This window comes from Pseudarthrobacter sp. TAF60_1 (assembly GCF_052113505.1).
In the GTDB taxonomy this organism is placed as follows: Bacteria; Actinomycetota; Actinomycetes; order Actinomycetales; family Micrococcaceae; genus Arthrobacter.
In genome coordinates this window covers 133,315-145,732 of record NZ_JBFRDI010000007.1, presented here as the reverse complement: position 1 = coordinate 145,732, position 12,418 = coordinate 133,315, and the positions used below count along the sequence as shown (strand labels likewise).

13 protein-coding genes are annotated in these 12,418 nt (G+C 63.8%); 4 read left to right on the top strand and 9 right to left on the bottom strand.

The genetic code is table 11. From position 1 onward, the window contains the following. Positions 1–57 precede the first annotated feature (57 nt). A complete protein-coding gene (gene greA, locus AB4Y73_RS10270; protein WP_441871328.1) occupies positions 58–552 on the top strand; it encodes a transcription elongation factor GreA in 495 nt (164 codons plus the stop codon). A 34-nt stretch (positions 553–586) separates the two neighbouring features. Here the strand turns inward: greA and AB4Y73_RS10265 are convergent, their stop codons facing one another. Genes AB4Y73_RS10265 through AB4Y73_RS10250 form a run of 4 tightly spaced genes read right to left on the bottom strand, consistent with a single transcriptional unit; the run spans position 587 to position 4,812 of the window. Next, positions 587–1,204 (bottom strand): rhomboid family intramembrane serine protease, encoded by a 618-nt coding sequence (locus tag AB4Y73_RS10265; protein ID WP_441871327.1) that lies wholly within the window; start codon positions 1,202–1,204, stop codon positions 587–589. 8 nt (positions 1,205–1,212) lie between these two features. Continuing rightward, on the bottom strand, positions 1,213–2,451 hold the full coding sequence (gene ilvA / locus AB4Y73_RS10260; protein ID WP_441871326.1) for a threonine ammonia-lyase: 1,239 nt from the start codon (positions 2,449–2,451) through the stop codon (positions 1,213–1,215). 47 nt (positions 2,452–2,498) lie between these two features. Further along, positions 2,499–3,812: an AI-2E family transporter gene (locus AB4Y73_RS10255; RefSeq protein ID WP_441871325.1), complete on the bottom strand. Its 1,314-nt coding sequence runs from the start codon at positions 3,810–3,812 to the stop codon at positions 2,499–2,501. A 40-nt stretch (positions 3,813–3,852) separates the two neighbouring features. Beyond that, on the bottom strand, positions 3,853–4,812 hold the full coding sequence (locus tag AB4Y73_RS10250) for an aldose 1-epimerase family protein (protein WP_441871324.1): 960 nt from the start codon (positions 4,810–4,812) through the stop codon (positions 3,853–3,855). Between AB4Y73_RS10250 and AB4Y73_RS10245 the strand changes: the two genes are divergently transcribed. From AB4Y73_RS10245 to galK, 3 genes are read left to right on the top strand one after another with little or no spacing between them, the layout of a single operon-like run. Further along, the gene (locus tag AB4Y73_RS10245; RefSeq protein ID WP_441871323.1) at positions 4,811–4,945 is read left to right on the top strand and encodes a hypothetical protein; all 135 of its coding nucleotides are present in this window, start codon (positions 4,811–4,813) and stop codon (positions 4,943–4,945) included. The genes AB4Y73_RS10250 and AB4Y73_RS10245 overlap by 2 nt on opposite strands. Next, positions 4,942–6,105 (top strand): galactose-1-phosphate uridylyltransferase, encoded by a 1,164-nt coding sequence (gene galT, locus AB4Y73_RS10240; protein WP_441871322.1) that lies wholly within the window; start codon positions 4,942–4,944, stop codon positions 6,103–6,105. The genes AB4Y73_RS10245 and galT overlap by 4 nt, the downstream gene beginning before the upstream one ends. Further along, complete coding sequence (galK, locus tag AB4Y73_RS10235) at positions 6,102–7,289, top strand: galactokinase (protein WP_441871321.1); 1,188 nt, start codon at positions 6,102–6,104, stop codon at positions 7,287–7,289. The genes galT and galK overlap by 4 nt, the downstream gene beginning before the upstream one ends. 106 nt (positions 7,290–7,395) lie before the next feature. Here the strand turns inward: galK and AB4Y73_RS10230 are convergent, their stop codons facing one another. From AB4Y73_RS10230 to AB4Y73_RS10210, 5 genes are all read right to left on the bottom strand, one after another. Then, a complete protein-coding gene (locus tag AB4Y73_RS10230; protein ID WP_441871320.1) occupies positions 7,396–8,325 on the bottom strand; it encodes a Bax inhibitor-1/YccA family protein in 930 nt (309 codons plus the stop codon). A gap of 132 nt (positions 8,326–8,457) precedes the next feature. Then, entirely contained in the window at positions 8,458–9,171 is a 714-nt protein-coding gene (locus AB4Y73_RS10225; RefSeq protein WP_441871319.1) for an ABC transporter ATP-binding protein, read from the bottom strand. Further along, positions 9,158–10,090 (bottom strand): ABC transporter ATP-binding protein, encoded by a 933-nt coding sequence (locus tag AB4Y73_RS10220; RefSeq protein WP_441871318.1) that lies wholly within the window; start codon positions 10,088–10,090, stop codon positions 9,158–9,160. Before AB4Y73_RS10220 ends, AB4Y73_RS10225 begins: the two co-directional genes overlap by 14 nt. Next, the gene (locus AB4Y73_RS10215; protein WP_441871317.1) at positions 10,087–11,340 is read right to left on the bottom strand and encodes a branched-chain amino acid ABC transporter permease; all 1,254 of its coding nucleotides are present in this window, start codon (positions 11,338–11,340) and stop codon (positions 10,087–10,089) included. The genes AB4Y73_RS10220 and AB4Y73_RS10215 overlap by 4 nt, the downstream gene beginning before the upstream one ends. Beyond that, complete coding sequence (locus AB4Y73_RS10210; RefSeq protein WP_275212684.1) at positions 11,337–12,341, bottom strand: branched-chain amino acid ABC transporter permease; 1,005 nt, start codon at positions 12,339–12,341, stop codon at positions 11,337–11,339. The genes AB4Y73_RS10215 and AB4Y73_RS10210 overlap by 4 nt, the downstream gene beginning before the upstream one ends. Between the last annotated feature and the right edge of the window lie 77 nt (positions 12,342–12,418).

Here is a 12,418-nt window from a genome sequence, read left to right as displayed (position 1 = left end):
TCCACAAGTGGCCACCGTGGCGGGGTCTTTTGCATGTACGACCATTAGGAGAAGTCCGTGTCTACCACCAACAGCGCGCCTGCAGCCTGGCTCACCCAGGAAGCTTTTGACCGCCTGAAGGCAGAGCTGGACCACCTTTCCGGCGCAGGCCGTGCGGAGATTGTCCAGAAGATCGAATCTGCCCGCCAGGAGGGCGACCTCAAGGAAAACGGCGGTTACCACGCGGCCAAAGAGGAACAGGGAAAGATTGAAGCCCGGATCCGCCAGCTGACGGTGCTTCTGCGTGATGCCCACGTGGGGGAAGCCCCGGCCGATGACGGCATCGTCGAACCCGGCATGCTTGTAGTCGCCAAGATCGCCGGGGACGAAGAGACGTTCCTGCTGGGGTCCCGTGAAATCGCGGGCGACTCGGACCTGGATGTGTTCAGCGAGAAGTCGCCCCTTGGTGCCGCCATCGTCGGGCACAAAGAGGGCGAGACCCTCAGCTACACCGCTCCGAACGGCAAGGACATCACGGTGGAGCTCATCTCTGCCAAGCCGTACACCGGCTGATACTTACTGGCCTCAACCTCAACGCCGGTCCCCGTCAGGGGGCCGGCGTTTTGGTGTCCCTGGGGCGCAGCAGAAGAGCAGCCACCACTCCCCCCGCTGCCCCGCCCAGGTGCGCCTGCCAGGAGACGAAGCTTCCCATGATCGGCAGCACACCCAGCAGGATGCTCCCATAGACCATAAAAAGGACCACCGCCAGGAGGATCTGCCGCCAACTCTGGTTGAAGAAACCACGGACCAGGAGGAAGGCGAACAATCCGAAGACCAGCCCGGAGGCTCCCACGGTGATGCCGCCGTCGCCAATCAGCCAGACGGTCAGTCCGGAGCCCAGCCAACTGAACGCCAGCGCCGTCAGGAACACCCGCAGGCCTGACAGGAAGACCAGGAACCCGAAAATCACCAGCGGAAAGGCATTGGACAGCAGATGGTTCATGTTGGCGTGGAGGAGCGGAAAGGTGAAGATGTCCAGGAGCCCGTCAAGAGACCTTGGCCTTAGCCCGAAGGTCCTGTTCAGTGCGTGGAGGGTCAGCATATTGACCACTTCAATGACAAAGAGCACAACGACAAAGCCCCCCGAAACCAGCAGGCCGCCCTTCGCGCGCGAAGCAGTGGTTTCCCTGCTCCTTGGCCTTCCGTCCCCCATCGCATCCAGCATGGCTGCTCCTAATGCACCACAATCGGCTGAAAACCCTCGGCGCGGAGGGCGCCCAGGACCTGTTCGCAATGTTCGTGGCCCTTGGTTTCGAGGTTAACGGTAATGGAGACGTCACCCATGCTGATTGAGCCGCCAACACGTGTGTGGTCCAGCCCGGTCACGTTGGCGTCGTTCTCGGCAATGATCCGGGCGATGGTTGCCAGCGAGCCCGGCCGGTCATCGAGCATCATGCGTACCGTCATGTAGCGGCCGGCGGCGGACAGACCGCGCTGGATGACCTTGAGCATCAGCATCGGGTCAATATTGCCGCCGGACAGGATCACGGCGGTGGTGCCGGGGTTTTCAATCTTCCCGTCCATCAGCGCGGCAACCCCCACAGCTCCGGCGGGTTCCACCACAAGCTTGGCCCGTTCCAGCAGGAAGATCAGCGCACGCGCCAGCGAATCCTCGCTAACGGTGACCACATCATCGACCAGTTCACGGATGATGCTGAACGGCAGCTGGCCTGGACGGCCCACGGCGATGCCATCAGCCATGGTGGACACTTTCTTCAGCGGAACCAGCGCATCGGCGGCCAGCGACGGCGGATAAGCGGCTGCGTTTTCGGCCTGGACGCCGATGATGCGGATCTCACGCCCAAGCTCCCGGGCCCTTGCCTTCACGGCCACTGCGACGCCGGCCAGCAGCCCGCCGCCTCCCACGCCCATCAGGATGGTGTCCACGTTGGGGATCTGTTCCAGGATCTCCAGCCCCACAGTGCCCTGGCCGGACACCACATCCACATTGTCGAACGGGTGCACAAAAACCATGCCCGACTCGTCGGCATATCGCTGCGCCTCGGCGAGGGCCTCGTCCACGTTGTGCCCGTGGAGTACCACCTCGGCACCGTGGCTGCGCGTGGCGGCCAATTTGGGAAGCGCTACGCCCAGCGGCATGTAGATGCGGGCCTTGATGCCGAGGGCTTTGGCGGCCACCGCCACGCCCTGGGCGTGATTACCCGCCGACGCAGCCACAACGCCGCGCTTTTTCTCTTCCGCGGACAGCTTTGCCATCCGCACATAGGCGCCGCGGACCTTGAAGGAACCGGCCCGCTGCAGGTTTTCGCACTTGAAAAAGACCTCGCCGCCCACCATGCCGCCGAGGGCCCGCGATGATTCCACCGGTGTCCGCGTAATAATCCCATCGAGCAGCTTCTGCGCCTCCAGGACATCGTCCAGCGTGACGGGAAGGGTATCGAGGGTGTTCACGGACTGTTCTCCTTGGGTGGATTCGGCTCCGGTGGCCGGCAGACGGGTCAGGCCTTGCCCTCCGGATTGGATGCGTCTGTGCTGTTTGCGGCGTCCTCGCCACGGAGGGACCTGCCGCCCGGCAACCGGACTTCCCTGATGGTGTCATCAGTGTCCGGGCCAAGCGTCACCGGCCCCTCGGGGGTTACCAGCACTTCTTCATGTTCCCACGTTCTGGCAGCGATGTAGCGAATTGCGGAGTTTGCTACGGCGAGAATGGGCACCGAGAACAGCGCCCCGGGAATACCTGCCAAGTACGATCCTGCCGCCACGCTCAGGATGACCGCCACCGGATGCAGGGACACGGCTTTGCCCATCACCAGTGGTTGCAGGATGTGGCTCTCCAACTGCTGAACCAGGAGCACGATGGCCAGCATGATGAGGGCGTTGATCGGCCCGTTTGCCACGAGCGCCAGAAGAACGGCGATGGCTCCTGTCACCAGTGCGCCGACCACCGGAATGAACGAACCAATGAACACGAGCACGCTCAGCGGCAGGGCCAGCGGAACACCGATGATTGCCGCTCCCACGCCAATGCCCACCGCGTCCACGAAGGCGACAAACATTTGGATCCTTGCATAGCTGACCATGGACGCCCACCCCTTGCGGCCGGCGCCAAAGGTGGCAGCGCGCGCCTTCTTCGGTAGCAGGCGGACCATGAAGGCCCAGATCCTATCGCCCTCAAGAAGGAAGAAAATCAGGATAAACAGGGCCAGCACCAGGCCTGCTGCGAAGTGGCCTGCAGTACTGCCGAACGACAGTGCGCCGCTAAGGATGCTGCTGCTGTTGTTCTGCAGGGCAGCGGTGCCATCCTTCAGGTACTGGTCAATCTGGTCCGCCGTCAGGTGCAGCGGCCCTTCGGCCAGCCAGTCCTGGACCTGCTTGACGCCAGCCAGCGCCTGGGACCAGAGTTCGCCAAAACCTGAAGCCAACTGGCGCCCAACAAGGGCGAGGGCACCAACGATCAGGCCGATAAAACCGAGGACGGTGATGGCCACCGCAGCGCCGTTGGGCAGCCGCTTGCTCCGCAGCCAGCGCACCACAGGGCTCAGCAGCCCGGCCAGGAGAGCTGCCACCATAACCGGAATGATCAGGAAGCTTATCCGGCTCAGCAGCCAGATCAGGGCGCCGCCTACTACCAGGATGAGCCCGATCCGCCAGGCCCATGAAGCTGCGATGCGGACCCCGTACGGGATGTCCTGCTCGAGCTCCCGGTCCGCCCGGATGCGGGGGGTTCGGGGCTTTTCAGCGGGCCGGACCGAATCCGATACCTGCCGGTCCGGCGTTGAAGCGGATAGGGTGGCGTCCTCAGCTGGCGTCATAGCCTAATACTTCCTCAGCTGAGGCCCTTATGCGAAACGACTATCCGGCGTCGCCCAACACGGCATCGATCCCCCAGGCCATGGTGAAGGATTCTCCCGGCGGGAGCCACCGCAAACCCTCACCTGAGTTGAAGGCATTCGCGGGACCGGTCATGGGTTCGACGGCCACCGCCCGGGGCCGGCCCGGCAGCTGGGTTGTCACAAAGACGTGGACGTAACCACAGGACTCGTCCTGCCACAACGTCACACTGCGGCCGTCCGGCGCGGCGAGCGTGTGGCGGGCCGTGCCGCCGTCGAACCTGAGACCGGTCAGGGCCACATCGATGTCAAGGTCCCCGATGCGCTGGCCGCCGCGGAAGTCGCTGTCCCCGCTGACGGGCTCCGAGCTGCGGGGAATCAGCCGCTCGTCCGCCACGAGGCTGGTATCTGCGGCCACGGTCAGGACCAGGTTGTCCACGTCCGCGTCACCGAGCCGCAAATACGGGTGGGCGCCCAGCACGAAGGGCGCCGGGGCGGTGGAGTCGTTAATCAGGCTCTGACGCACTTCCAGGCCCAGATCCTCCGCGAGCAGGTACTGCACCCGGTGGCGCACCAGGAAGGGATAGCCGTGCTGGGGGAATACCGTCGCCTCAAGGGTCACCGAATACTGCGACTCGTCCACGAGGTTGTAGGCGGAGTTGCGGAGCAGCCCATGGCTGGCGTTGTTCCGCGAAACCTCCGTGATGTCGAGCTGCTGCTTTTTCCCATCGAGGTACCAGACTCCGTCCTCCACCCTGTTCGCCCACGGCGCCAGCGTAATTCCGGCGGCCCCGGGCGAAATGTCGGCATCACCGTACGTCTCTGTGAGCTGGACGCCGGCACGGCTGTAGAGCCGGAGGCCGGCTGCCAGCTCCGTGACCACGGCCAGGGCATCGCCCCTCCGGAGCTCGTATTGGCGTCCCGTGGCATACGTCCGGAAACCGGAGGGAACGCTCGCGGCCGGGGTTGTACTCGAAGTCATGAGCACCACCGTACAGGTGGCGGACGGCCCCCGCCATCATCACTTTGTTATTTTTTGTTTGAAAATCTTTCTTTTTGAGCAGATCCTTGGCATGATCGATCCAAGCCGCACACTCGGAGGACCTCAGCCATGACACGAATGACCAGCACCCGGCTCGCCGACGGCCGGGAGCTTATCTATTTCGACGACGCCGGGTCCCGCCTTGCCGCGTCCCGCACCCGGGAGACGAATCCCGATCGACGGGAGCTTCCTGAGCGCGCGGAGCCCGGAGAAATCCGCTTCGATGCACTGTCGAATGAATGGGTGGCCGTCGCCGCCCATCGGCAGACCCGTACCCATCTGCCGCCCGCCGATCAGTGCCCCCTGTGCCCCACCACGGCGCACAATGCCTCGGAAATTCCCTCGCCAGACTACGACGTGGTGGTGTTCGAAAACCGCTTTCCCTCTCTGGGCCCTGCGGCTGGGCCGATCCCGGAGGATCCGGCCTGGGGCACCGCGGGGCCGGCGTACGGCCGTTGCGAAGTGGTGTCGTTTACGCCCGAACACGCGGGATCGTTCAGCGGACTGAGCGAGGCCCGCGCCCGCACTGTAGTGGAGGCCTGGTCGCACCGAACGGAAGCACTCAGCCAGCTCCCTGGCGTCCGTCAGGTGTTTCCGTTCGAGAACCGGGGAGCTGATATCGGCGTCACCCTGCACCACCCGCACGGGCAGATCTATGCCTACCCGTACATCACCCCCCGGGCCGGGACTCTCGGAGTTGCGGCGCGGAAATTCTATGATGGGTCCGACGGCCGGCGTACCCTCACCGGGTCGCTGCTGCGGGCGGAACGCGAAGACGGGAGCCGGATGGTCATGGAAGGCGAGAACTTTAGCGCCTACGTGCCATTCGCTGCCCGCTGGCCGCTGGAAATCCACCTTGTTCCGCACCGCCAGGTACCCGACCTTGCAGCCCTGAGCGGGGAGGAAAAGGACGAACTGGCTCACGTTTACCTGGATCTCCTCAAGCGGCTTGACGCCTTCTACCCGACGCCGACGCCCTACATTTCGGCCTGGCACCAGGCCCCACTGGACAAGGTGCTGCGCCCGGCCAGTTACCTGCACCTGCAGCTGACCTCCCCCCGCCGGGCGGCGGACAAGCTGAAGTACCTTGCCGGCTCCGAGGCCGCCATGGGGGCTTTCATCAACGACACCACACCGGAAAGCGTGGCGGAACGGCTCCGTGCAGTCACCGTTCCGAAGTCTGCTGCCCCCGCTGCCCCGCAGCCCGCCCAACCCGAAGGAGTACACGCATGAGCGAGCGCCCTGACCCGCCGACCACACAGGCACCGCCCGGCGCAGCGGACCTTGCGGCACGCTTTGAGCGGGAGTTCGGCAGGCTTCCCGACGGCGTCTGGCAGGCACCGGGACGCGTTAACCTGATCGGCGAACACACCGACTACAACGAAGGCTTTGTGCTCCCGTTCGCCATCGACAAAACTGCCCGCGTGGCTGTTGCAGTCAGGCAGGACTCCACGGTCAGGCTCCTGTCCACGTACGGCGACCAGGGCCTGGTGACCGCAGACCTGGCGGCTTTGGCGCCAGGCTCAGCGAAGGGCTGGACCAAGTATCCGCTTGGTGTGGTCTGGGCCCTGCAGCAGCGTGGCATCGCGGTCCCCGGCCTGGACCTGCTCCTTGATTCGGACGTGCCGCTGGGAGCCGGCCTGTCCTCCTCACACGCCATCGAGTGCGCCGTCATCACGGCCCTCAACGAATTGAGTGGAGCCGGGTTGGGACCGGAGGACATGGTGCTCGCAACGCAGCGCGCCGAAAACGACTTCGTCGGTGCCCCCACAGGCATCATGGACCAGTCGGCCTCGCTTCGCGGGTCCAAGGGCCATGCCGTGTTTTTGGATTGCCGGGACCAGAGCGTCCAACTGGTTCCCTTCGACGCCGAGTCCGCCGGCCTGGTCATGCTGGTGATCGACACCAAGGTGTCCCACTCCCATGCCGACGGCGGCTACGCCTCACGCCGGGCTTCCTGCGAGCGGGGTGCAGAAGCGTTGGGCGTGAAGGCGCTCCGGGATGTTCGGTCCAGGGATCTGCCGAAGGCGAGCAGTCTCTTGGACGATGTCACCTACCGTCGCGTTCGCCACGTGGTGACCGAGGACGAACGGGTCCTGCAGACCGTTGAGCTGCTCGTCAGTGACGGCCCCGGCGCCATCGGGGCGCTGCTGGACGCCAGCCACGATTCCATGCGGGACGACTTCGAGATCTCCTGCCCGGAACTGGACCTGGCAGTGGAAACCGCACGTACCAGCGGCGCCATTGGCGCACGGATGACCGGCGGCGGTTTCGGCGGGGCAGCCATCGCGCTCACACCGGTGGAGGCGGAAGCCCGGGTGCGAGCCGCCGTCGAACGCGCGTTTTCTGAGGCCGGCTACACGGCTCCGGAGATCTTCACCGTGACCCCGGCCGCCGGCGCGAAGCGCATCTCATAGCTCAGGGCACAGCTGAACAACAGAAGAGGGCTCCCGCGTGCGCGCTGCACGGGTGGGAGCCCTCTTCAGTTAGACAAACCGTACGACGGCGGATGCCGCTTGGGTGCTAGTCGTCGCCGCGCAGAATGGCGAGCAGGCGGATAATCTCCACGTACAGCCAAACCAGGGTGACAGTCAGGCCGAAGGCCGCGGTCCAGGAGAAGCGCTGCGGAGCGCCGCTCTGCACTCCGGCTTCGATGCTGGTGAAGTCCATGATCAGGGAGAACGCGGCCAGGCCGATGGCCAGGAGGCCGATGAAGACACCCAGCGGGATACCGAAAATATGCACGCTGCTGCGCAGCCCGAACGGAGAATCCACGGCACCGGTCCACATCATGACCATGTTGATGATCGCGAAGACGGCATAGCCGATGGTGGCAATCATAAAGAAGCGCATCGCCTTGGGCGTCGCCCGGACCTTGCCGCTCCTGAACAGGACCAGGGTCACGGCAAACACGGACAGCGTGCCGATGACTGCCTGCAGCCCGACGCCGGGAAACATCTGGTCCAGGATGCGGGTTAGTCCGCCCAGGAACAGGCCTTCCAGTCCGGCGTAGGCAAGGATCAGCGCCGGTGAGGGCTGCTTCTTGAACGTGTTGACCATGGCCAGGACGAAGCCACCCAGTGCACCCACGATCATCAGCATGCTGGCAAGGCCCATGCTGACGAACAGGGTCACGGCTGCGCCGGCAACCACCATGGCGAGGCAGGCAGCGGTCTTGACGATGACGTCGTCGTACGTCATCCGGCCGGTGTCGGCGGGGCCTGCGGCCGGCTGGTTGTACATCTGCTGAAGCTGCTCAGTGGTCATGGGCTGCTGTTGGCCCCAACCGCCCTGCCCGTCCATGACCTGGCCGGGCGCGCGGCCATACGACTGCTGTCCGTAAGGCTGCTGGCCGTACTGGGCCTGTCCGTAGGGCGCCTGCGGGACACGCGGTGCCTGCGTTGCTCCACGGAAATTCTTTCCGTTGAAGATCGGGTTTCCGCCAAGTGCCATTGCTGGTGTCCTCCAAGTAAAGGTTTGAGAGTCGTGAACTATAAGCCACGCTACCAACATCCACGCGCTCACGCGCCAATAAGTTCCCCTCACGAAGGCGCCGAAACCCAACTGTGATGCTGGTCGGCGTTCTCAGCCCACTCCCAGGTAGGCCTCCTTGATCGCCGGATTCGCCAGCAGCTCCTTGCCGGTACCGCTGTGGGTGATCTCCCCGGTCTCGAGGACGAAGGCGCGGTGTGCTCCTGCAAGCGCCTGGTTGGCATTTTGTTCCACCATGAGCACGGTGGTCCCCTGGTTATTGATTTCCCTGATGATCTTGAAGATCTGGCGAATGAATTGCGGAGCCAGTCCCATCGACGGCTCGTCAAGGAGCAACAGCTTAGGGCCGGACATCAGCGCCCGTCCGATCGCCAGCATCTGCTGCTCGCCGCCGGACATGGTTCCGCCGTATTGCTTGATCCGTTCCTTCAACCGCGGGAATAGGTCAAACACCCGCCCCAGGTCCTGCGGCACACCGGTTCGGTCCTTCCTGCCGAAGGTCCCCATGTCCAAATTTTCCATGACCGTCATGCCGGGGAAGATGCCCCGCCCTTCCGGAGCCTGGGAAATACCGCGGACAACCCGGATGTGTGCCTTCATCCGGGTGATGTCCTCACCGGCAAAGGTAATCTTGCCCGCTGAGGGGTTGAGGATCCCGGAGATGGTTTTCATGGTGGTTGTCTTGCCGGCCCCGTTGGCCCCAATCAGGGAAACGACCTCTCCCTCGTTGACCGTGAAGGACATGTCCCGGATGGCACGGATGCGCCCGTAGTGGACAGAAATCCCTTCAACCTCAAGCAACGTCATCTTCGGGCTCCCCCAGGTAGGCCGCTACAACCCGCGGATCTTCACGAATGGCCCGTGGCAGGCCGTCGGCAATCTTCTTGCCAAATTCCAGGACAACAATCCGGTCCGTAACGCCCATGACCAGCTTCATATCGTGCTCAATCAGCAGCACTGTGTAGCCCTCGTCGCGGATGGTGCGGATCAGGGCCATCAGCTCCTCCTTCTCGGCCGGATTGAACCCGGCAGCAGGCTCGTCCAGGCACAGCACCTTCGGGTCCGTGGCCAGGGCACGCGCGATCTCCAGGCGCCGCTGATAGCCGTAGGGAAGGTGCCGGGACAGGAAATGCGCGTGATCGGCAATTCCCACAAAATCCAGCAGGGCCATTCCGCGTTCAATAGCGGACTTTTCCTCGCGGATGTGGGTGGGCAGCCTCAGCAGCGCTCCCCCGACGCTGGTGCGGTGGCGCGCGTCCAAACCGACTACGACGTTTTCGAGGGCCGTCATCTCGCCGAAGAGACGGATGTTCTGGAAGGTGCGCGAAAGCCCCAGCCGGGTGATCTTGTGCTGCTTCAGCCCGTTAATGACCTGGCCCTCCAGGACCACCTCACCGCTGGTGGGTTTGTAGACCCCCGTCATGGCGTTGAAGCAGGTGGTCTTCCCGGCTCCGTTGGGCCCGATCAGCCCAAGGATTTCGCCACGCTTGATGTTGAAGCTGATGTTGTCCAACGCGACCAGGCCGCCGAACTTGATGGTGAGGTTCTTCACCTCAACAATGTTCTCGCCAACCTTGACGGCGATTTCCCGGTCCGGTGCCACCTTTTCGGCCAGCTGCGGCTCGACCCCCGCTTCGGCGAGTGCAGCCACGTCCGGGCCGGCCTGGGCCGGCGCCTCCGTTTCCCCTGCCTTCGCCCGCCTGGCAGTCACGTTTTCCTCGGTCATGCCTGCGCTCCTTTCTCACTGTTGGGGCCAAGCCGCGGACCGGCGGCCGGTGGCGCGGCGGGCGACGACGGGCCGGCGCCGCCCTTCTTGGCTACCTTGTCGTAGGCTGTCCGCCCGTAGGCGAGCAGGCGCTGGCGTGCCGGCAGCAGGCCTTGGGACCGGAAGATCATGATCAGCACCAAAGCGATACCGAAGATGAGGTACTTGTACTCCGCGATTGCGGTAAAACGCAGCGGAATGTAGCTCACCAGGGCACCACCTAAGATGGCGCCGACCTTGTTTCCTGCGCCTCCGAGCACCACCGCGGCAAGGAAGAGGATGGAGGTGGTGACGTCGAACTTCTGGTTGTTGACGAAGCCCACCTGTCCGGCAAACAGGGCCCCCGAGAGTCCGCCGATGGCTGCACCGATGGCAAACGCCCACACTTTGTATTTGAAGGTGGGCACGCCCATGATTTCCGCAGCGTCTTCGTCCTCCCGGATGGCAATCCAGGCCCGGCCCACCCGGCTCCGCTCAAGGTTCCCCACCAGCAGCGTGATGATAATGATGATGGTCAGGGTCAGCCAGTACCAGGGAACTCCGTTGGAATTGGAGAAGATGGGAGTGCCGTCCGCCTCGGTTCCGGGCGGGTGCCCAACATTTTGAAATCCCACCTGACCTTTCATGGCCGGAATAATCGTGGCAAGAATCCGGACGATCTCCCCGAATCCGAGGGTAACGATGGCCAGGTAGTCCCCGCGGAGCCGAAGGGTTGGAACGCCCAGCACCACGCCAAAGAACATGGTCACAGCCATGGCAATGGGGATGGTCCACAAATACGGGATGTGCAGGAACGGCGAGTCCGGGCTCGTCAGCATCGCTGCGCAGTAGGAGCCGACGGCAAAGAAGGCCACATACCCGAGGTCCAGGAGGCCCGCGTAACCCACAACCACGTTCAGTCCGACGGCGATCAGCGCGAACCGTGCCATGTCGAAGCAGGCGAGGGCGAAATTGTTGCCCGGCTCGGTGGTGATGATGGGCGGATTGATCAGCGGCAGCAGGTAGGCCAGGACCACAACCACAATCAGGAAGGCCCACTGCTGCTGGCGGGAGAGTGCGTTCCACCGCTCACTCCATGATCCAAAGATCCCCCGCCCGCGCTTTTCCGGGGTAACGCTGCTCCCCGGTCCGGTGGCTAACGCCTCGCGGTCGGCCGCAGCCTGGGCAGATGCCGCCTCCGGAAGCGGGGTGGGTCCATCTGTCATGCTCATGCTTTGCTCCTTCCCAAGGCAGTGCCGAGAATACCCTGCGGCCGCAGCAGCAGAACCAGGACCAGGACCACGAAGGCAACAACGTCAGTCCATTGCGAATTTCCGAGCAGGATCTGGCCATAGTTGCCAATGAGACCCAGGAGGAGGCCGCCCAGGAGTGCACCGCGGACGTTGCCGATGCCGCCGAGTACCGCGGCCGCAAACGCTTTGATGCCCAGCACGAAACCGCCGCTGTATTGGACTCCGGACGGTATCTTCATGACGTAGAAGAGGGCTGCCGCTCCGGCCAGCAGGCCTCCGATGACAAAGGTGGTGATGATGATGCGTTCTTTGTTGACGCCCATCAGCGTGGCCGTGTCCGGGTCCTGGGCCACCGCACGGATGCCGCGGCCGGTCCGCGATTTTCGGATGAACCGTTCAGTGGCAACCATCATGATCACCGCGGCGATGATGATGACCAGCTGCTGGGAATCCACGATGGTTCCGAAGACATCGAAGATGGGGGTCGGCCGGAACATGGTCAGGGCCAGTTCCGGGCTGGGACCGCGCCACAGGTAGATCAGGTACTGGATGGTGAAGGATGCGCCGATGGCGGTGATCAGGAAGACGAGGCGGGGAGCATTTCGCTTCCGGAGGGGTTTGTAGGCCACGCGTTCCAGGACGAAGGCCGTCAGTGCGGAGGCGACCATGGCCACCACCAGCGCCAGAATCAGGTTCAGGATGATGGCCCAGATGTCCAACCGTGGGACCGAAGGGCCGAAGCCCAGTCCGCTGAGCGTGAAAAAGACGGCGTAGCAGCCCACGATGAATACTTCGGAGTGGGCAAAGTTAATGAGGTTCAGGACGCCGTAGACGAGGGTGTAACCGAGCGCGACCAGCGCGTAGATGGCACCGAAGGTCAGGCCGTCAAACGTCGCGCTCCAGAAGTTTTCCATGAGGGACGGGACGTCGAAGGAAATCCAATCATTTTCCAGCGGCAGGTGGACGAGCAGTGGGAGCATCGGGACTTCCTGTCAGGCGTTAGGTCAGGAAAAAGGCTGCGGGGGCCGGCGATTGCTGGCCCCCACAGCCGGTTGTT

Bases quoted from the DNA above. Each gene is read 5' to 3' on its own strand.
- galK (WP_441871321.1), top strand. From the start codon at position 6,102: ATGAGCGAGCGCCCTGACCCGCCGACCACACAGGCACCGCCCGGCGCA.
- AB4Y73_RS10215 (WP_441871317.1), bottom strand. From the start codon at position 11,340: ATGAGCATGACAGATGGACCCACCCCGCTTCCGGAGGCGGCATCTGCC.
- AB4Y73_RS10220 (WP_441871318.1), bottom strand. From the start codon at position 10,090: ATGACCGAGGAAAACGTGACTGCCAGGCGGGCGAAGGCAGGGGAAACG.
- AB4Y73_RS10225 (WP_441871319.1), bottom strand. From the start codon at position 9,171: ATGACGTTGCTTGAGGTTGAAGGGATTTCTGTCCACTACGGGCGCATC.
- galT (WP_441871322.1), top strand. From the start codon at position 4,942: ATGACACGAATGACCAGCACCCGGCTCGCCGACGGCCGGGAGCTTATC.
- AB4Y73_RS10210 (WP_275212684.1), bottom strand. From the start codon at position 12,341: ATGCTCCCACTGCTCGTCCACCTGCCGCTGGAAAATGATTGGATTTCC.
- AB4Y73_RS10245 (WP_441871323.1), top strand. From the start codon at position 4,811: ATGAGCACCACCGTACAGGTGGCGGACGGCCCCCGCCATCATCACTTT.
- AB4Y73_RS10255 (WP_441871325.1), bottom strand. From the start codon at position 3,812: ATGACGCCAGCTGAGGACGCCACCCTATCCGCTTCAACGCCGGACCGG.
- AB4Y73_RS10230 (WP_441871320.1), bottom strand. From the start codon at position 8,325: ATGGCACTTGGCGGAAACCCGATCTTCAACGGAAAGAATTTCCGTGGA.
- AB4Y73_RS10250 (WP_441871324.1), bottom strand. From the start codon at position 4,812: ATGACTTCGAGTACAACCCCGGCCGCGAGCGTTCCCTCCGGTTTCCGG.
- AB4Y73_RS10265 (WP_441871327.1), bottom strand. From the start codon at position 1,204: ATGCTGGATGCGATGGGGGACGGAAGGCCAAGGAGCAGGGAAACCACT.